Origin of the sequence: uncultured Campylobacter sp. (assembly GCF_938017705.1) — a bacterium.
GTDB lineage: Bacteria > Campylobacterota > Campylobacteria > Campylobacterales > Campylobacteraceae > Campylobacter_B.
The window spans coordinates 1-18,644 of record NZ_CALIIS010000060.1; the positions used below are offsets into that span (position 1 = coordinate 1).

At 50.5% G+C, this 18,644-nt stretch carries 18 protein-coding genes and 1 pseudogene; 2 read left to right on the top strand and 17 right to left on the bottom strand.

What is annotated here, in order from left to right:
* Window positions 1–141: 141 nt before the first annotated feature.
* Window positions 142–501 (bottom strand): hypothetical protein, encoded by a 360-nt coding sequence (locus tag Q0605_RS03040; RefSeq protein ID WP_298050929.1) that lies wholly within the window; start codon window positions 499–501, stop codon window positions 142–144.
* Between the two features lie 9 nt (window positions 502–510).
* Window positions 511–1,380 carry a menaquinone biosynthesis prenyltransferase MqnP gene (gene mqnP / locus Q0605_RS03045; RefSeq protein ID WP_298704144.1) on the bottom strand — a complete coding sequence of 290 codons (870 nt, stop codon included), beginning with the start codon at window positions 1,378–1,380 and terminating at the stop codon, window positions 511–513.
* A 96-nt stretch (window positions 1,381–1,476) separates the two neighbouring features.
* Here mqnP and miaA point away from each other — a divergent pair, with 96 nt between their 5' ends.
* Complete coding sequence (miaA, locus tag Q0605_RS03050; protein WP_298704145.1) at window positions 1,477–2,382, top strand: tRNA (adenosine(37)-N6)-dimethylallyltransferase MiaA; 906 nt, start codon at window positions 1,477–1,479, stop codon at window positions 2,380–2,382.
* Between the two features lie 147 nt (window positions 2,383–2,529).
* On the opposite strand, the gene Q0605_RS03055 is transcribed toward miaA, so the two are convergent.
* The 15 genes and pseudogenes from Q0605_RS03055 to Q0605_RS03125 all read right to left on the bottom strand — a co-directional run bounded on the left by Q0605_RS03055 (window position 2,530) and on the right by Q0605_RS03125 (window position 17,874).
* Window positions 2,530–3,132 carry a hypothetical protein gene (locus Q0605_RS03055; RefSeq protein ID WP_298704147.1) on the bottom strand — a complete coding sequence of 201 codons (603 nt, stop codon included), beginning with the start codon at window positions 3,130–3,132 and terminating at the stop codon, window positions 2,530–2,532.
* A 54-nt stretch (window positions 3,133–3,186) separates the two neighbouring features.
* Window positions 3,187–4,962 carry an NADH-quinone oxidoreductase subunit N gene (locus tag Q0605_RS03060; protein WP_298704149.1) on the bottom strand — a complete coding sequence of 592 codons (1,776 nt, stop codon included), beginning with the start codon at window positions 4,960–4,962 and terminating at the stop codon, window positions 3,187–3,189.
* The gene (locus Q0605_RS03065) at window positions 4,952–6,481 is read right to left on the bottom strand and encodes an NADH-quinone oxidoreductase subunit M (protein ID WP_298704151.1); all 1,530 of its coding nucleotides are present in this window, start codon (window positions 6,479–6,481) and stop codon (window positions 4,952–4,954) included. Before Q0605_RS03065 ends, Q0605_RS03060 begins: the two co-directional genes overlap by 11 nt.
* 7 nt (window positions 6,482–6,488) lie before the next feature.
* Window positions 6,489–8,336, bottom strand: coding sequence for an NADH-quinone oxidoreductase subunit L (gene nuoL, locus Q0605_RS03070; RefSeq protein WP_298704153.1), 1,848 nt, complete (start codon window positions 8,334–8,336; stop codon window positions 6,489–6,491).
* Window positions 8,329–8,652 (bottom strand): NADH-quinone oxidoreductase subunit NuoK, encoded by a 324-nt coding sequence (nuoK, locus tag Q0605_RS03075; protein WP_005869753.1) that lies wholly within the window; start codon window positions 8,650–8,652, stop codon window positions 8,329–8,331. The genes nuoL and nuoK overlap by 8 nt, the downstream gene beginning before the upstream one ends.
* Window position 8,653: 1 nt before the next feature.
* Window positions 8,654–9,181: an NADH-quinone oxidoreductase subunit J gene (locus tag Q0605_RS03080; protein WP_297900582.1), complete on the bottom strand. Its 528-nt coding sequence runs from the start codon at window positions 9,179–9,181 to the stop codon at window positions 8,654–8,656.
* Window positions 9,182–9,771: 590 nt separating this feature from the next.
* A pseudogene (gene nuoI, locus Q0605_RS03085) lies at window positions 9,772–10,356 on the bottom strand (NADH-quinone oxidoreductase subunit NuoI); the annotation flags it as partial.
* 11 nt (window positions 10,357–10,367) lie between these two features.
* On the bottom strand, window positions 10,368–11,363 hold the full coding sequence (gene nuoH / locus Q0605_RS03090; protein ID WP_298704156.1) for an NADH-quinone oxidoreductase subunit NuoH: 996 nt from the start codon (window positions 11,361–11,363) through the stop codon (window positions 10,368–10,370).
* Window positions 11,360–14,047, bottom strand: coding sequence for an NADH-quinone oxidoreductase subunit G (locus tag Q0605_RS03095; RefSeq protein WP_298704158.1), 2,688 nt, complete (start codon window positions 14,045–14,047; stop codon window positions 11,360–11,362). Before Q0605_RS03095 ends, nuoH begins: the two co-directional genes overlap by 4 nt.
* A 1-nt stretch (window position 14,048) precedes the next feature.
* Entirely contained in the window at window positions 14,049–14,756 is a 708-nt protein-coding gene (locus tag Q0605_RS03100; protein WP_298704160.1) for a hypothetical protein, read from the bottom strand.
* Window positions 14,753–14,983, bottom strand: coding sequence for an NADH-ubiquinone oxidoreductase subunit E family protein (locus Q0605_RS03105; protein WP_177386790.1), 231 nt, complete (start codon window positions 14,981–14,983; stop codon window positions 14,753–14,755). Before Q0605_RS03105 ends, Q0605_RS03100 begins: the two co-directional genes overlap by 4 nt.
* The gene (gene nuoD / locus Q0605_RS03110; protein WP_298704162.1) at window positions 14,980–16,206 is read right to left on the bottom strand and encodes an NADH dehydrogenase (quinone) subunit D; all 1,227 of its coding nucleotides are present in this window, start codon (window positions 16,204–16,206) and stop codon (window positions 14,980–14,982) included. The genes Q0605_RS03105 and nuoD overlap by 4 nt, the downstream gene beginning before the upstream one ends.
* On the bottom strand, window positions 16,206–16,994 hold the full coding sequence (locus Q0605_RS03115) for an NADH-quinone oxidoreductase subunit C (protein WP_298704164.1): 789 nt from the start codon (window positions 16,992–16,994) through the stop codon (window positions 16,206–16,208). Before Q0605_RS03115 ends, nuoD begins: the two co-directional genes overlap by 1 nt.
* The gene (locus Q0605_RS03120) at window positions 16,994–17,503 is read right to left on the bottom strand and encodes an NADH-quinone oxidoreductase subunit B (protein ID WP_005869772.1); all 510 of its coding nucleotides are present in this window, start codon (window positions 17,501–17,503) and stop codon (window positions 16,994–16,996) included. The genes Q0605_RS03115 and Q0605_RS03120 overlap by 1 nt, the downstream gene beginning before the upstream one ends.
* Window positions 17,485–17,874, bottom strand: coding sequence for an NAD(P)H-quinone oxidoreductase subunit 3 (locus Q0605_RS03125; RefSeq protein ID WP_005869774.1), 390 nt, complete (start codon window positions 17,872–17,874; stop codon window positions 17,485–17,487). Before Q0605_RS03125 ends, Q0605_RS03120 begins: the two co-directional genes overlap by 19 nt.
* 174 nt (window positions 17,875–18,048) lie before the next feature.
* Here Q0605_RS03125 and Q0605_RS03130 point away from each other — a divergent pair.
* Window positions 18,049–18,644: inorganic phosphate transporter (locus Q0605_RS03130; protein ID WP_298704166.1), on the top strand; the 596-nt coding region annotated here is incomplete at its 3' end.

Here is an 18,644-nt window from a genome sequence, read left to right on the forward strand (position 1 = left end):
ACCGCTGCGTAACAGAAATGCGCAAATAATCGATCGTTCGTCCAAATTTATCAATTAGCATATTTTGCCTTAATATCAATTTGCGGCGATTATATAAAAAACAAAGCGATTTTGCAAAATTTTATTTTTATATTGCTCTGGCTATTTTCTTACCGAGCCGATGAGCTCTTTAAGCTGATCCAGAAGCGGTCTGATCTGCTTTTCTACCCGCTCGTCGATCATCGTAGGCACTACATCTAGTCTCTGCTCTATCGTCTCGTCGATTACGTCGGCAATCGCGTTTATATCGATATTAGGAGCGACTTTGCCGCCCGAATCGATCATCTCTTTTAGCTCCTCGACCTTCTTTTTAAGCAGATAATTTTCCTGCATAGCGTCGGTCAGAACCTGATCGAAGCGCTCGAATTTTTTATCCGCTTGCTTATCCTTAAAATATATGACGAAAAACATCAAAAATATAACGACGCAAAGTCCTAAAATGATGAGAGTGTTAAGATCCATAGGGGTTCCTTAAAATAAATTTACAAAAACAAAAGCAAAAAAGGCGATGCCCAAGTAGCCATTGAGCGTGAAAAACGCGCGATCAATCTTGCTAAAATCTTTCTGCACGATCCTATGCTCGAAGTACAGGATCGCCGCGCACGCAGCCACACCAAGATAGGCAAAAAAGCCTAAATTTGCCGCCACGCAAAACAGCAGCCAAAAAAGTACCGCCACGGTATGAAAAATTTTAGAGATAAACATCGACGCTTCCTTGCCGTAAAGCGCAGGGATGCTGTAAAGCCCGTTGCTGCGGTCAAATTCCATATCTTGAAGCGAATACAGCACGTCAAAGCCGCCTACCCAAAATACTACCCCGAGGCATAGCAGCACCGACCATAGCGGAATTTCGCCGCTAACAGCGATTGAGCCCGCAATCGGCGCAAGCCCCAGGCAAAAGCCTAGCATTAAATGCGCCGTTTCGCTAAAGCGCTTAAAATACGAATACCCGCCCAATGCCGCTAAAATCGGCACCGAAAGCTTAAGTGCCAAAGGATTTATAAACGCCGAAACCGCTATGAAAACCACCGCGTTCGCGATTATGAAAAGCAGCAAATTCCCGCGCCCGATCCGTCCGTCCACGCTAGGACGTGAAGCACAGCGCGGATTGGTGCGGTCGATGTCCTCGTCCAAGTAACGATTTAGCGCCATCGCGAAGCTTCTAGCGCTTACCGCGCATAAAATCCCTAAAAAAAGCAACTTCCAGCCGAACCATATCGAGCCGTTTTGCAGCTTGCTCGCAGTAATCATCGCCGTAAAGATAAACGGCAGCGCGAAAACCGAGTGTTTAAAAACTATTAATTCGTTGATATCGGATAAAATTTCTTTAAATTTAGCCATTTCGCCCCTTATTTTGGGCACCATTGTATCAAAAAAAAGTAAGAATAGCTCTAAATTTGATATAATTTGAACGAAAAATTTACGAAGGGAAACGCCTTGAGCCAAAATCAAAACTCGCATGCAAGTCCGCAGATCGCGATCATCGGCACCACCGCAAGCGGTAAAAGCGATCTTGCGCTAAGTATCGCGCGCGAAATGGACGCCGTGATTTTAAGCCTCGATTCGCTCTGCATTTACCGGCAAATCGACATCGCAAGCGCCAAGCCAAGCAAGGAGCAGCTGCGCGAGATCAAGCACTTCGGCGTAAATTTAATCTATCCAAACGAGTACTTCAGCGTCGGCGAGTTTATCAAAGAATACGCCGCCGCGCGGGCTTTTGCGGAGCGTAGCGGCGCGCCTTTGATAATCACGGGCGGCAGCGGATTTTATCTCAAAGCGATGCTAAGCGGGCTGGCGCCGAAGGTTCCCGATTTCAAAAGCGAAATTTCAAACGATGAAATTTACGCACTAGCGCGGCGGATCGATCCGGAATTTGCCGCAAAATTTAGCGCGTCTGACAGTTTTCGTTTAAAAAAATGGCTAAGTATCTATAAATTTTGCGGCGAGGCTCCGAGTAAATTTCTGCGCGAAAACACCGCCGCGCCCGTCATTTCGGATATTAAAATTTTTGAGATCGACGCGCCCAAGCAGTGGCTTGCAGGACGCATCGAGGCGCGCACGAAGGCGATGTTTGAGCGCGGGCTTTTAGAGGAAGCGGAGTTTTTATTCGCTCGCTACGGCTCAGAGTGCAGGGCGCTAGGCTGCATCGGGCTAAAGGAGTGCGGGCAGCTCTTGCGCGGACAGATCTCGCGGGCGCAGTGCGAGCAGCTCGTAAGCCTACACACGGTACAGCTTGCAAAGCGCCAACGCACCTTCAACCGCTCGCAGTTCGCGGATAAAATTTCAGCACCGCCGCAAGAGCTGGAGCGTGAAATTTTAAAATTTCTTCGCCGCGAGATTTAAAATCAAAATTTATCAAAATTTGTGCGCTTGCTAGAAAAAAGTGAGACAAGGAAGTAAAATTTAGATTTAAATTTACCGCGCCGGTCGTATCTTTAAAATTTTGCGGGTCGCGCCGAGATCTCGTGCGGCGCGAAGCTCAGGTTAAATTTAATCACCTTCGCAAATATCAAAGCTAAATTTATCGTTATCAAGCCTATCAAAATTTTGATTTTCCGCGCTTGCGTTACGCTTGAAAATAAAGGCGTAGCCGTATTTCTCGGGGTGCTGCGAGCTGTTTTTTAGCCCAACGACGCAAAGCTCGTAAGTGCCGCTTTGCAAGCCAAGTTTGAGCGTGGAATTAAATTTTCGCATCTTGCCCGCAGCGCCGCTTTGGCACTCATAGCCTAGCTCGAGTTCGTCGCTTTTTAGCTCATCGAAACGATACTGCAAAGCATCGAAGCTCGCTAGGATCGCGGAGTCGCTTTGCGGGGCGAAATACAGCCTATCGCGCTTGAAAGCCACTTCGTAGCCCGCAGACGGCGCAAACTCCTCGTCAATGCAAACGAAGATCTCATAGCTGCGCACCGTAAGCGGGTAGAAAGGTAAAGCTTTAGCGCCCTTTACGGCGTCATAAAACAGCTGCTTGTGCGCGTCCCAGTAGCTTAGAAGCTTTTTTGCTCTGCATTTTCGCTCCTTTAAAAACTCACTCAAATCGCGCGGCTCAAGCAGCGCAAAACCGTAGCCGTCAGCACTTAGCTCGCCCAAAAACATATCTCTCCTTGTTGGCAAAGCGCGATGGGTTCAATTCGCGCTTAAAATTTTAGCTCAATACCCGCTTAAAAAGACGAAATTATTTACTGCTCCGGTTAGGAATTTCACTAAAAACGGCGCCAGCACGCATGCCACGCTAGCTAGCACGACGGCGAATTTTATCTGCACGGAGACCGTGCTCAGCGAGCCGTCAAACTCCGCGTCCTCCCGCGGCTCGTGCAAAAACATACGCACGATAAGACGCAGGTAGTAATACAGCGCGAGCGCGCTATTTACCGCCATGATTACGGCGAGGGCGAAATAGCCCGAATTGACCGCGGCGCTTAGCAGATACATCTTGCCCCAAAACACGCTAAACGGCGGAATGCCCGCAAGCGAGAGCATAAAGATCGCCGCGCATAGCGCAAAGAGCGGATGGGTGCGGATCAGCCCGTCAAATTTCTCAAACGGATGCTCGAAGCGAGCTGTAAATTTAGAGCTTTGCTCGCAAATTTCGGCGCCGGGCTCGCAAGTTTTAGTGCCGAAAAGGCTCGCTTCCGCGCTGAGCTCGCTCGCTTTCAAATTTTGCCCGTTTGCTTTAGAATTTTGCTCGCTCGCTTTAACGCTCCACTCGGCGCAGGCTGAATTTTGCCCGCTCGCGCCTAAATTTAACTCGCCGGCAAAGCTCGGCTCATGATTTTGCGAAAAAGACGGCCTTGCATTTGAGATAGAGCTCTCGCCGTTTGCGTTTAAATTTAAAGCGAGACTTTGGGTTTTAAATTTTAAATTTAACGAGCGCGCGCGCCTTTGCCGTACGCACCAGATGAACGCAAACGCGCCGAAGTTCGCCACGGCATATAGGATCCAGTAGGTGAAAAGTGCGGCGTTTGCCTGCGTCGAGCCGATCACGATCGCGCAGAGCACAAAGCCTGCGTGCGAAATGGAGCTGAAAGCCAGCATCCGCTTGACGTCGCGCTGCACGAGCGCCATAAGGTTCGCTAAGCTCATCGTAAGCACCGCTACGGCGTAGAGCACAATGTTTAGCCACTGCACGCCGATGCTTTGCAGCGCTTCAAATAGCCTGATCGCCACGACAAAGCCCGCGATCTTGGGCACGACGGACAAAAAGCCCGCCATAGCCGAGCTCGCACCCTCGTAAACGTCGGGCGTCCAGGTGTGAAACGGGATCAGCGAGAGCTTAAATCCTATCGAGACGATCATAAATGAGCAAGCGGCGAAAAGCAGGACGTTGGTTTGTAAATTTGAACTCTTGGCGATCTGCGCGATATTTGAAATTTCCATAGAGCCGGTCGATAGAAAAAACATCGCCGCGCCGAATGCGAAAAAGCCCGATCCCAGCGCGCCCATTATGAAGTATTTTAGCGCCGCTTCGACTGATCTGGCGCGATTGTGAAGCGCGATTAGCGTATAAAGCGCCAGCGAGCCCGTCTCAAGCCCAACGAGGATCATCATTAAATTTTCGCTCGCGACCATAAATTCATAGCCCACGAGCACCAATAAAAACAGCACGAAAAACTCCGCCGTGTGGTACTCGTGCGCGCTTCTTGCGCCCAAAGACAGAAAGATGAAAAATATCGAGCCTGCGAGCATGATAAGCATCGATAGCGTCGCGATTCCGTCCACCAGCATCACGTCAAAAAGCCCGCGTATGCCGCTATTGTATCCAAAAACAAGCCCGAAGCCCAGAGCTAGCGCCAGTATCGTGATGACGGCGTAAAATTTATACGATAGCGTGCGCGCAAAAAGCGAAACCGCGAGCATCAGCAGGGCAAATCCTCCGAGTATCGCCATAGGCGCGATCGAGGCTAAATTTAAAAGATTATTTTGCATCGCTTCTTACCTTAAAATTTGCTTTTTCCATATAGGCGCGGGTCGCGGTCTGAGAGGCTTTGTTAAACATCAGCTCAAGGCTTTGCGTCACGCTGGGCTCGATACTCTTTAGCATCAAATTCGGCGCGACGCCCAGCGCCACCACCAGCGCGCAGATCGGGACGATAGAGCAAAGCTCGGTTCTGTTTAGATCGCTTAGCTTCTTATTCTCCTCATGTACGAGCGCGCCGAAGAAGGTCTTTTTATAAAGATTCATCGAATAGATCGCGCCCATTATGATGCCGAGTCCGCCCAAGAGCGCGTAGCTAAAGCTTATTTTAAAAATTCCTACAAGGCTTAGAAATTCTCCCACGAAGCCAATCGTAAGCGGAAGACCTATCGAGCCTAGTAGCACGACGCAAAAACAAAACGCATAAAGCGGCATCACCCGCGCAAGCCCGCCGAACTCGCTGAAAAGCTTCGTGCGCCTGCGGTCGTACAAAAAGCCCACGAGCATAAAAAGCCCGCCGCTTACGATACCGTGGCTGATCATCAAGAATACCGCGCCGCTCATTCCTTCGCGGCTCATTGAAAAAATTCCTAGCATTATGACGCCCATATGCGCGATCGAGCTATACGCGATAACCTGCTTGATGTCCTTTTGCGCAAAGGCGATGGAGCTTGCATAGATGATCATAACGATCGCTACGGCGCACATCATCCCGCTAAAATGCACGCTCGCGTCGGGAAATAGCGGCAGCGAAAATCGCACGAAGCCGTATGTGCCCATCTTAAGAAGCACCGCGGCAAGCAGAACCGAGCCTATCGTAGGAGCCTGCCCGTGCGCGTACGGAAGCCAGGTATGAAAAGGAAAGCAAGGCGTCTTGATCGCAAAAGCGACCGAAAATGCCAAAAATAGAGGAATTTGCGTGCTAAGCGGCAGCGACAGGCTCTGCCAGTTTAGGATATTAAAGCTATACTCGCCCGTAGCCTCGTGATAGAAATAGCTCATCGCTACGAGCCCTACGAGTAGAAACATCGAACCTAAAAAGGTGTAGATGAAAAATTTCACCGCGGCGTAAATTCTCTTGCCGCTGCCCCACGCGCCGATGATGTAGAGCATCGGAATAAGCGAAAGTTCCCAAAAGATGTAAAACAAAATCGCATCCAGCGCCACAAAAACGCCCACCATCGTCATCTCTAAAAACAAAATGCAGATGATTAAATTTTTGGCGCGCTCTTTAATGCTTAGGCTAAGTAGCGCCAAAAAGGTAACCAGCGTGCTTAGGATCACTAAAAACAGCGAAATTCCGTCCACGCCGATGAAGTAGTTGATACCGTATTCGCTTATGAAAGGGTGCAGCACGCTAAACGCGATACCGTCCACCGGCTCGTAGAGTATCCACAAAACGAGCGAAAGCACGAACTCTATAAAGCTCATCGTAACGGCGTAGGTCTTGATGCTCGCTTCATCGATCAAAAAGCCCAAAACCGCAGCTACCGCCGGAAAAAATATAACCAAACTTAAAAAGTATTCCATGCCCACCTCACAGCGCAAACGCCAAAATCAGCAAAATGAAAGATCCCAAAACCATCCACCTTAAATTTGCGCTCAAATCTCCGCTATTGCTTACGCGATCCGCTCCTTCGCCGCTTTTTACCGCGGTGCGAGCGATCAAGTCGACGCTGGCGTCTATGATCGCGCCGTCGCATTTAGCGCAGATCTCGCTAAGCTTAGCGTATCCGCGCACGATCACGCGCTCATAAATTTGCGGGATAAAATACTGAGCGATCAAAATTTTATAAAATTTGCAACTCTTTAAATTTTGGCTAAATTTACCCTTGCCGTATGTCCAAATCGTGCCGATCGCCACCGCGCTTATCATCGCTAGCGTTAGAGCGATCAAAATTACCTCCACGCCGTGCGGGATCGAAGCTTTAAAGCCCGGAAGTATGCTAAGCACGAACTCAGCAAAATCGTGCTCGAAAAAGCCCGCGATTGCCGCAGGCACGGCTAACACGCCCATCGCAATGAGGGCAAAGCCTTTCGCCTCGTGCGGATGGTAGGTAAATTTTTGCTTGCCGAAAAACACGAGCATTATTAGTCGTACGCTGTAAAATGTCGTCATCGCAGCGCCCGCAAACAGCAGCGCCCAGATGAAATACGCGTCCGCGCTCCACGCCGCTTCTAAAATTTTATCTTTTGAGAAAAAGCCCGCGAACGGATAAAATCCGCAAAGCGCGAGCGAGCCTATGCACATTAAAATCGCCGTAGGCCGCATAAACTTATATAATCCGCCCATATTTTGGATATTTAGATCGTCTTTCATCGCGTGCATTACGTTGCCCGCCCCCAAAAATAGAAGCGCTTTGAAAAACGCATGCGTCGCCAGATGAAATAGCGCGATCCAATACGCCCCGAGCCCCGCGGCTACGAACATATAGCCAAGCTGCGAAAGCGTGGAGTAGGCGATGATCTTTTTAAGATCGTTATGAACCAGCGCCATCGATGCCGCAAAGACCGCCACAAAAGCGCCCAAGCAGACGATAAAGCCGCTTACTTCCGGCGCGAGCGCGAAAATCGCATTTGCGCGGATTACCAGATAAACGCCCGCCGTAACCATCGTCGCTGCGTGAATAAGCGCGGATACGGGCGTCGGACCCGCCATCGCGTCGGCAAGCCAGGTATGGAACGGGAACTGCGCGCTTTTGCCCATCGCGCCGATGAATAAAAGCGCTGCGATCAGGGTTAAAATTTCAGGCTCTAAGCTCGCTGCGTTCGCAAACACTACCTCGTAGCGCAGCGAGCCGAAATTTAAATAGATCAGAAAAATTCCAAGCAACATTCCAAGGTCTGCGATGCGGTTCATTATGAAAGCTTCGTTGGCGCACCAGCTGTAATTGCTCCTGTCGTACCAAAAGCCTATTAACAGCCACGAGCAGAGTCCGACCCCCTCCCAGCCGATGAAAAGTCCTAAAAAATTATCGCTCGTTACCAAAACCAGCATCGAAAAAACGAAAAGCCCCAGGAAGCTGAAAAATTTAGAGAAGTTTTCATCATCCCACATATAATAGATCGAATACACATGCACTACGCTGGAAACGATACCTACGACCACCATCATCACCGCACTTACGCTATCTATAAGAAAGCTAAATTTTGCATCCAAAAATCCCGTGCTTATGAAATTGGCTAAATTTACGCTGATTAGGCGGTTATCGGAGACGAGCTCCATCAAAGCAAGCGACGCGATAGTACTTAAAATCACCAGCGCCGAGCAGATTACGCCAATGAACATCTTATCTTTGGCGCGAATGAAAACGCCTGCGAAGATCGCCGAGGCAAGCGGTGCGAAAAGGGCGATTAAGAGCCATACAAAAACGGTATCAAGCATCAGGCCCATCCTTGGAAGGATTTTTAAAATTTACGAAGCTGTCAAGTTCGATGCTGCCCGTTTTCTTATACCACAAGATGAGCAGCCCAAGCCCCACGGCCATCTCGCTCGCGGCTATCGCTACGATGAAAAGCGCAAAAATTTCGCCGTTTATATTGTCGTAAAATTTCGCCACGGCGACGAGGGCTAAATTTGCGGCGTTTAATAAAATTTCGCTCGAAAAAAAGAGCATTATTAAATTCCGTCGCTTCATCATACCCGCAAGCCCGAGCCCAAACATCATCGCAGCGACGATCAGATAGTGATTTAGACCCATTTTATCCCTCGCTCTCTTCGTAGCTCAGGCTCGCGTCCATCTGCTTATGCGCAAGCACGATAGCGCAGATCATCGCCACGAGCAGCATCACGGCTGCAAGCTCGAAAATCGCCAGATATTTCGTAAAGATAATCATCCCAAGCGCCTCGGTATCGTCGGTATTTAAAATTTTAAGCGTTTCTACATTGTTCGCAACCACCGCGCCGAGCACGATAATCACGAGTAAAAATGCGATCACGCCGCTAAGCGCAAAAAATAGCCTTGCTCCTTTTTTCGGCTCGCTTACGTTTTTATCCGCGCCCAAAAACATCAGTGCAAAGCCGTAAAGCACGATCACGGCACCGGTATAAACTATAATCTGCACTACGCCCAAAAACTCCGCGTCCAGCAAGAAGAAAAATCCGCTCATAAAGACCATGCCGCCGGCGAGCGCGCTAAGGGCGTAAAGGACGTTTTTGCTAAAAACGCTGATGCCGAAAAGTGCCAGGCAAACCGCGCTGAAAAAATAAAATGCAAGCGTTTGTATCATTGCTCATCCCCCTGCGCTGAGGAATCTTCTGCGCTTTGAGAGGCGGAATTTTCTTTGGAATTCCGCGCCGAATCAAGCGTAGAATTTTCAGCGTCCGCGGCGGAATTCTTTTTGGAATTTGCCTTAGATTTTTTACCTCGCGCGGCGGAACTCCCCGCGTCTTGCATGGCAGAATTTTCTTTAGAATTTTCCCCAGAATCGCCGTCCGTAGCAAGACCGCCTGTGGAATTCTCGACGTGCGGCGCAACCGAATTCTCTTTAAAATTTTTACTTTGAGCGGCGGAATCGTTGGCGCTTTGCGAGGCGGAGCTTTCTTTGGAATTTCGCTGCGAATCGGGCGCAGAATTTTCAGCGCCCGCAATAGAATTCTCTTTAGAATTTTCGGCGTCTGCGGCGGAGCTTTCCTTTAAGCTCGCCCGTTCGGTATTTTGCCGCTCGGATAAAATTTCGCCGCTTAAGCCCGCGCCGCCCGAAAATAGAATTTTATCGCTAGCGGCACCCTCTTTTTTGGAGCTTTCCGCGGCGCTGTTTTTTAAATTTGAATCCGCGCTCTTTAAGCTTGGCTCGTCGCTTGCGGCGTCGTTTTTTATATAAGCGTTCGGCGTCATCTTGATCAGCGCGCCCGCGTTTTCATCCAGGCTGCCGTAGCCCGCAAACTCCTGCGCTGCGCCGTTTAAACATAAATTTTCGCCGCGAATTAAAAGATCCTCTTTGAAGCCGTAGTATGCCCGCTGTTCGCTCGCAAGCTCGTATTCGCAGCCGTGCACGATAGCGATCTCGGGGCAGACGTCCGCGCAGAGCCCGCAATAGACGCAGCGCCCTAAATTTATCGAATAGTTATCTACCTTTTTGCGGCCATCGCTGCCGAGGCTTGTCTCCATCGCGATGCAGTTCGCCACGCAGATCTTCTCGCACAAGCCGCATCCGATGCAGCGCTCGCTACCGCTTTCAAGCAAGCGCATAAGCTTGTGCACGCCGCGGTATCTAGGCGGCATGACAAATTTTTCCATAGGATACCGAAGCGTATGCGAGCCGCCGCGCTTAAACATATTTTTTAGAACGACCCACAGCCCCACGAAAAGTTCGCCGCTAAAGGTGCGGGTTAGGAATCTGCGAAGCTTATCACCGCCGGATTTAATAGGGGCTCGTTTATCGATCTGGGCGTATCTTGCCATCGCAACCCTCCTTAAACGATCGCTAGCGCGGTAATTAGCACGCAAGCAAGAGCTAACGGCATGCAGAATTTCCAGCAAAGCCCCATCAGCTGATCGGGGGGCAGATGCGGCCACGCCGCGCGCGCCCATAGGAAGCAGAAAAACACGAGGCTTGATTTTAACACCATCATAACGCCGCCAGGGATAAACCAAAACGCGTTGAATCCGCCCAAAAACAGCAGCGTCGTAACGACGGAGTAGGTTATGATATTGGCGTATTCGCCGATAAAAAACATACCCCAGCGCATGCCCGAATACGCCGTACCAGCGCCCGCTACGATCTCGGTTTCGTTTTCGGTGAGACACAGCGGCGTGCGGTTGCACTCTACAAAGGTTGCGATGAGAAAGAGCGCGAAGCAGACGGGCTCTTTCCAGATAAACCACTTGTCAATACCGCCGCTTTGCGCGCTTACGATGTCGATGAGCGAGAGCGAGCCCGTGATCATCACGATAGGGATCAGGCTAAGGCCGTTTATCACCTCAAAGCAGGTGATCTGCAAAAACGCGCGAAACGCGCCTATCGTGCCCCATTTATTGTAGCTCGCAAGCCCTCCGATCAGCAGTCCGTAAACGCAGGTGCCGCTAGCTCCGAGCAAAAATAAAATTCCCACATTTATATCGCTTAAAATCGGCTGGATGGTTCGCCCGCCGATCGTAAACTCCGGCAGCAGCGGCACTACCGAAAGCGCCACGAAAGCGCCCGTAGCAGAGATTATCGGCGCGATTTTAAAAAGAAGCTTATTCGCCCGCGCAGGGATCGCGTCCTCTTTAGTAAAAAGCTTTATCATATCAGCGCCCACCTGCAAAAGCCCCGCAGGCCCGACCATAGAGGGTCCGATCCTGCGCTGCATAAAGGCAAGCACCTTACGCTCGGCATAGGTTGCAAGCCCCGAGAGTAGCGCGATGACGGCTAAAATCACGAGCGCCTTTAAGACGGTAGCTACGAAATAAAATGCACTATCGCTCATCTGCCCTCTCCTTTGGAATTTGAAATTTTCTCGATTTTCACGCTTGCATAGCGCGAGGTTTTGAAAAATATCTCGCCGCGCAGCTTCTCGTCAAAATACGGCAGATACGCCCCGCTAAAGCCTGGATCGATCTTTACGCTAACGACGATTTCGCATTTTAAATTTACGAGCTCAGTCGCGCCGTTTTCGCTATTTTCATCACCGGCGCCGCCGGCTTTATGCGCGGCGCTTGCGCGATCCGTTTTTTTAGCGCGACCGGTGCCGCTTTTATCATTAGCGGCACTCGTTTTGCCTGCGCCGCCAGTTTTTTTATCGTTGCTCGCGCCGTCCGCTTGGTAAATTTTAACGACGTCGCCCGCGCTCACGCCCAGAGCTTCGGCGATGCCGGGGCTTAGATACAGCGCGCCCGCTTCGCCCAGAGCGCTGCTTGCGCCGCTAAATTTATTGAATTGATGCAGCGGATTTGCCTCATAGATTAAAATTTCGCCCTCGCCTACTTTAAGCGGCACGGAAGGCAAAATTTCAAACTCCTCCTCGCTAGCGGCGAGCTCCTTGTTTCGTAACTCATATCCGCGGTGATTTGCGCCGCCGTTGTCGTAGAAATTTTCTAAATCGTCAAATTTAATCGGCTCAAAATCCGCGCCCAAGCTAGGCGTATAGCCGATCGCATGCTCCGCGCAAACCCCAAGCGCACAGGCAATATCGTTTAGCTCGTATCCGCCGTAATCAAGCGCCGCATTGGTGAGCACCACGCGCTTGTCATAGTTCGTAAACGTGCCCTCCTGCTGCACCAAGCTAGGCGCGTCCAGATCCGCTTCCAGCACGCCGAAACTAATATCGCCCGCTTCATTGTAGCCTAGCGTCTCGCCCGCGCTCGTTTGCGCACTAAGCTCACAGATGAGCGCGACGCCCAGGCTGTTTGTACGCGGCGGCACCACTAGCACTTTTAGCGGCGTGTAGCGCTGCACCAAGCCCGCTAGACGCGCAAGCATGGCGCTATTTGGCGTGCGGATGAAATCCTCGCCGATGATGAGCGAAAAACTCTCCTTTTTAGCCAAAAGCTCATCCACTTTTTGCTCGTCCAGCCCGAGCGCTACGGCAAAATTTGAAATTTTACTTTCCGCAGGATTTTCGGAATTCTGCACGGAATTTTCAGCATTGCCGTCCGCGCTTGCGGAATCTGCGTCGCCGCTCGCACTCGCAACGTTCTTAGTGCCATTTACCTCCGTAGAATTCTCAGGATTTTGCGAATCTGCAGATTTCTCATCTAAATTTTGCTTCGCCGCGGCGAGCGAAATTTTAAATTCCGCCGCGAGTTTCGCATCCAACCACCCAGGCAGATCGCGTCCGAATTTCTGCAAGATCCAAAGCAGGATCTGCGCCTCCAAGCCCGTGGCGTGCGGCTGATGGATGAAATTTTTACTAAAACCCTTAATGCCCTCGTCGCAAAACGGATGAAAATAGATCCCGCTTGCCTTATTTAGCTTGCAGGCGCTGTTTACCGCATAGCCCAGATTTGGCGCGTCGCTACGTAAAAACGTGCCGCAAACTACGATGAAATCGCTGTTTTTAACCGTCTGCGAATCCGCATTATAAAATTTCGTGCCGCTAAGCTTAGAAAATTCGCGCAGGAATTTTTGATACGCAAGCGCTTCGTCGTTAATCAGAGCGAGCTTAAATTTTTGCCGCAAAAGCTCTAAAATCCGCGCTTCTTCGTTGGTGATGAAGCTATTAAATTTGATATTTTTGATCTCGCCGTCCTCGATGCCGCGCACGATGCGGTTAAAAACCGCTTCGTTTTTGCTCGCCCGCTCGTTTGAAAAATCCCAGCCGAAGCGCGCTCCTGCATGCAGAACGCTGAAATTTATGTCGCTGCTAACGCGATAAATTTTTTCACGCGGGTCGCCTATGCCGCGGCGCTTGATCTCGTAATAAAGCAGTTCGCAATCACTGCTATGCGGGTTGGAAGCGGGGATTTGACGCAGTTCCCAGGCGTTTGAAACGTATTTAAACGCGCTCTCTACCAGAGCCCCCGTCGGGCAGACCGCCGCGCTCTCGCCGTAGTTTACGCAATCATCCTCATCGTTAACCCGCGCGATTAGACTTTTTTGCAGCTTGTTCCATACGGCGTAGGCGTCTTTAGGCATCGCGTCCTTTTGCTCCTTACTTAGCGCGTCTCCGCCGCGCGGAACGAGCTTAAACGCATCTACGCCCAAGCGGTCCTTCGCGGCGGTAATACAGCGCTCGCAGACGATACAAAGGCTAGGATCATAGCTTAAATACCCCCAATCCTGCACCTCGCGCGCCGTATCGCGGATAGCGTAGCTTTGGGTATTTGTGCGCATCAGATGGGCTAAATTTTGAAGCTCGCACTCGCCGCTTTGATCGCAAACCCCGCACGCCATCGGATGGTTGATACAATAAACCTGCGTAATCGCCTCGCGCTCGGCGTCAATCTCGGGGCTGCGGCTGTAAACAACCATGCCGTCTTTGGCTTTGGCGTTGCAGCTATAGACACGCTTGCCGTCCGCTTCGACCATACAAAGCCTGCATGCGAGCGTCGGCGTACCGCCGCTTAGATAACAAAGCGCTGGGATAAAAACGCCGCAGCGACGCGCGACCTGCAAGATATACTCGCCCTCGTCGCACTCGCAAGCTTTACCGTCGATCGTGATCTTTGCCATTTTAAACCTTAGAAATTTCTGCGAGTTCGAAATTATAACCACCAAAGCCCTGCCCGCCCGAGCCCAAAAGCGCAATCGTGCCCTTTAGCTCCTCATCCAAAATAAATTCTTTTTCCAAATTTAGGTGCGGCGTTTTGATACGGACGCGATCGCCGTCCTTGATTTTTGCGACCATGCTAAAATACCTTCCGCCGACGAAGCTATCGTCCGCGCCGTGTTTGAAAACCACAGCGCCGTCGAAATTCTCAGGCTCTTTTAGAGGGCTTAAATTTACCCGCCCTTGCGCGCCAAAATCCGCTCGCTCGCCGCGTAAGCTTAAAATTTTAACCCCTAACTTCGCCGCTATGAGAGACAGAAAGGCTTTGATATTTTCGGCGTCGGGATGAGTTTTAATAAGCGCATCATCGATCAAAAGCGCGTCGCAGCCTCCCCGTAAAAACTCCGCGATCTGCTCGATCTCCTCCTCGCCCACGCTGCTTTCGCCGCTTAGATACTCCAGATCCAGATCCGCAAAATATTTCTCGTCGCAAAAGCTAGCGCAGATTAGCGCCAGCACGAAGCTTTGCGCGCCGATCTCGCATTTTATCAGCTCGCCGGGAAGATGCGGGTCTTGCAGCGGCGATACGCTTAAAATTTCAGCGCTCTTAAAACCTTCTGCAAGCGCGGGATTTTGCAGGCTAAGCAGCGACGCGAAATTTAAAATTTTCATCCTCTCCCCTTTTTGGCGACGACCATCCAATCGACTTGGTTATAGCGGATCGAGCTTAAAAGCGTGGAATTTAGCCCTTCCACCAGATCGGCGCTCTTTTGAACCGCGCTGAAATCGCCCATCTCAAACATAAAGATCATCGTCTCGCCGCGAGCGGAATTTTTTAAAATTTCGCCCATGCGGTTTAAAAATTTATCGCCCAGATGCCTCAAATCATATCGCTTCATCGATCCACCTCGCCTAAGATAATATTCGTGCTGCCGATGATCGCCGCGGCGTCGGCAAGATACTGCCCCGGTAAAATTTCCTCATAGACCGCACAATGCCAAAAGCTCGGCGTGCGGATCTTAAGGCGGTACGGGCGGCTTTCGCCCATCGAGCGGATATAAAATCCAAGCTCGCCCTTAGGACTCTCGCTCGCGGCGTAAATTTCGCCCACAGGCGGGCGCAGGCCCTGCGTAACCAGCACAAAATGCTGCATCAGCGAGTAGTTTTGCGTCATGATCTGCTCTTTGCTCGGATTTACGTAAGCGGGATCGATCGCTAAAATTTGCGGATCGCTTAGCGGATAGTGTTTCGCGCACTGGCGCAAAATTTTAAGGCTCTCGCGCATCTCCGCCATATAGCACTTATAGCGCGCGTAGCAGTCGCCCTCGCTCGCATACGGCACGTCGAAATCAAGCTCGTCGTAGATGAGATAGGGCTCTTCTTTTCGGATATCCCACGCATGCCCGCTAGCGCGCAAGCTCACTCCGCTACAGCCGCAGCTAAGGGCATCTTCGTGCGAGATCACGCCCACGCCCTCGGTTCGCATCAGCCAAATTCTATTCGTATCGAGCATATCTTCAAATTCTTTAATATCGCTCGGGAATTCGTCGCAAAATTTCAACATCTCTTCTAACCAGCCATTAGGCAGATCCAAAAAGACGCCGCCGATTTTGATATGATTGTGCGTAAGGCGCGCGCCGCAGTATTTCTCTATGAGATCAAGTATGTATTCGCGCGAGCGAAAGCAGTAGAGAAACACCGTCATCGCGCCGATATCAAGCGCGTGCGTACCCAAAAACAGAAGGTGCGAGCTGATACGATTAAGCTCCAGTAAGATCGTGCGGATGATCTGCGCGCGGCGCGGCACTTCGATGCCGCAGAGCTTCTCGACCGCGGCGCAAAAGCCGTAGTTGTTTGAGCCCGATGCGACGTAATCGATGCGGTCTGTTACGGGAACAAATTCCGCGTAGATCATATTTTCGGCCATCTTTTCGATGCCTCGGTGCATATAGCCTACGCCCGGGCGCGCACGCACGATACGCTCGCCATCAAGCTCCAACACGAGCTTTAGCTGGCCGTGCGCGCTTGGATGCTGCGGACCGAAATTTAAGATCATATTCGCGCCCTCGCGCTCGTACTCGATGTTTTCGAAAAACGGTCTTAGCTTGCTTGGATTTTGCATTATTTTCTCTTTGTGATGATCTTGTAAATTCCGCGTTTGGCGCGTTTTACGAAACGCACGCCGCCCTCTTCCTGATATTCTTGTAAAATTTTCTCTTGCGGCCGCGGCACTCCGTAACCGCCCTCGTGATAGAGCCGCGCGAAGTTAAAGGTATCTTTTTCGTCCACGAATGCGGAATTTCGGTTTTCTTCGCCGATCCGTTCGCGCGCGCCAACCCCAAAAATTTTATCCACCTCGTACCACTTGGCAAACTCGTCTCCTTGCAGCGGATAGGACTTCAAAAGCGGGTGTCCGAACCAATCATCAGGCATTATTAGGCGCGCTAAATTTGGATGATTTTCAATCCAAACGCCCATCATATCGTATAGCTCGCGCTCCGCCCAGTTCGCGCTTTTGTAGATGCCCGCAGCGCTTTGCAAAAAGCTCTCATTCGGCACGAAGCACTTTAGCCGCGCGCGGCGCGCCCTTTTGATATCCAAAAGCTGATAAAAAACCTCGATGCCGCCGCGAGCCTCGGTAAAATCCACGCCGCTTAGCTCGCATAAAATTTCATATCCCGCGCTCTTAAGCGCATGCAGCGCTACTAAATTTTGCGCAGACTCCACATAGAGCACGAGGGTGTTAAATTCCACATATGAGTTTAAAATTTGGACGCCTTCAAGCGCGTCCAGATCGTCTTTTAAATCGCTTTTGGCTACCTCCAACTTCGGCGTTTCCTCGGGGATAAAAAATCTGTCTTTGTAGTAATTTTTTTTACTCTGATCGCCTTTGGGATTAAATTTTCTCATCAGATCAGCCTTTTTGCCTTTTGCGCGCGGCGCGGGGTTTGGGTGCGGATCTTTTTTTGCAGCACCATCATAGCAAACTGCAGCGTCTCGGGGCGCGGCGCGCATCCTGGCAGATAGATATCCACGGGCACTATGCGGTCGCAGCCCTGCACCGTAGCGTAGGTATTAAACATCCCTCCGGTATTGGCGCAGCTGCCCATACTGATAACCCATTTAGGCTCTGGCATCGCGTCGTATAGGCGGCGCGTAAACTCGGCGTGCTTTTTGCTAAGCGTGCCTGCGATTATCATCACATCCGATTGCTTAGCGCTTGCACGAAATATCGTGCCGAAGCGGTCGAAGTCAAATCTGCCCGCGCCCGCCGCCATCATCTCGATCGCGCAGCACGCAAGCCCGTACGTCATCGCCCACAAAGAGTTGCTCCTGCCCCACGCGATCAGTTTATCGACGGTGGTGAGAACTACGGGAAGCCCGTTTTCGCGCGCGTAGTTTATCTTATGCTCTGCCAATTTAGCGCTCCTTTTTTCCAGGCGTAGATGAATCCGATGCCTAACAATACGATGAAAAACGCCATCTCCACGAGCCCGAACACGCCTAAAATTTTAAAATTTACCGCCCACGGAAACATAAAGATAATTTCGACGTCAAAAAGTATGAAAAGCACGGCTATCAAAAAAAAGTGGGAGTTCATTCGGTTAGGCTGCTTGACGGCCTCGGGGCCGCTTTCGTAAATTTCGCCCTTTAGCCGCTCATCGCGCCTGTCTGCTAAACGCGAGCCTACCAAAGAGGATAGTTTAACGATGAGCGAAAAGACGCAAAAGGCTAGGATTAGCATTACGAATATTCCGAAATACGGGCTTTGCAGCGGAATTCTAGACATTTTTCGCCTCGGTTTTAAAATTTAATGTGGATTGTAACGAAGTATTAATTTAATAAAGCTTAGCGCACGCCACTAAATTCGCTTTTAAAAGTAAAATTTAATATACCTCTCTCGTGCGATTTAGTGGGGATTAAGGCGCGTGTGGTAAAATTTCGCGGATTTTAAGGGAGAGCTATGAAATCTAGCAAGATAAGTCTCATTTTCTACGGCATATTCTGCGGCGTAACAATCTATTTTCTTATCTGGGGATTCGGTTTTATAGGAAGCGGCGATAAAATGCTATTTTTAGTTTCGGTATTTTTGGGCATTTTTATGGCCTTTAATATCGGCGGAAACGACGTGGCAAATTCCTTCGGCACCAGCGTCGGAAGCGGCACTCTTAGCATCGCGCAAGCCCTTTGTATCGCGGCGGTATTTGAAGCAAGCGGCGCGGTAATCGCAGGCGGCGAAGTAACCTCGACGATCCGCAGCGGCATAATCGATCTTAGCAAAATGGACGTACATCCGAGAGATTTTATCTATGTAATGATGAGCGCGCTTTTTGCGGCTGGCGCGTGGCTACTTTTTGCTAGCAGAAAGGGCTTGCCCGTATCTACTACTCATGCGATCATCGGCGGTATCGTGGGCTCGGGGCTTACGCTAGGCGCCCTGCTTAATACCGCAGAGACTTCCGCATTCTGGCTCGTGCAGTGGGATAAGATCGGTAAAATAGCGATCTCCTGGGTACTCTCGCCGATATTGGGCGGCGTGATGTCCTTTGGAATTTTCTG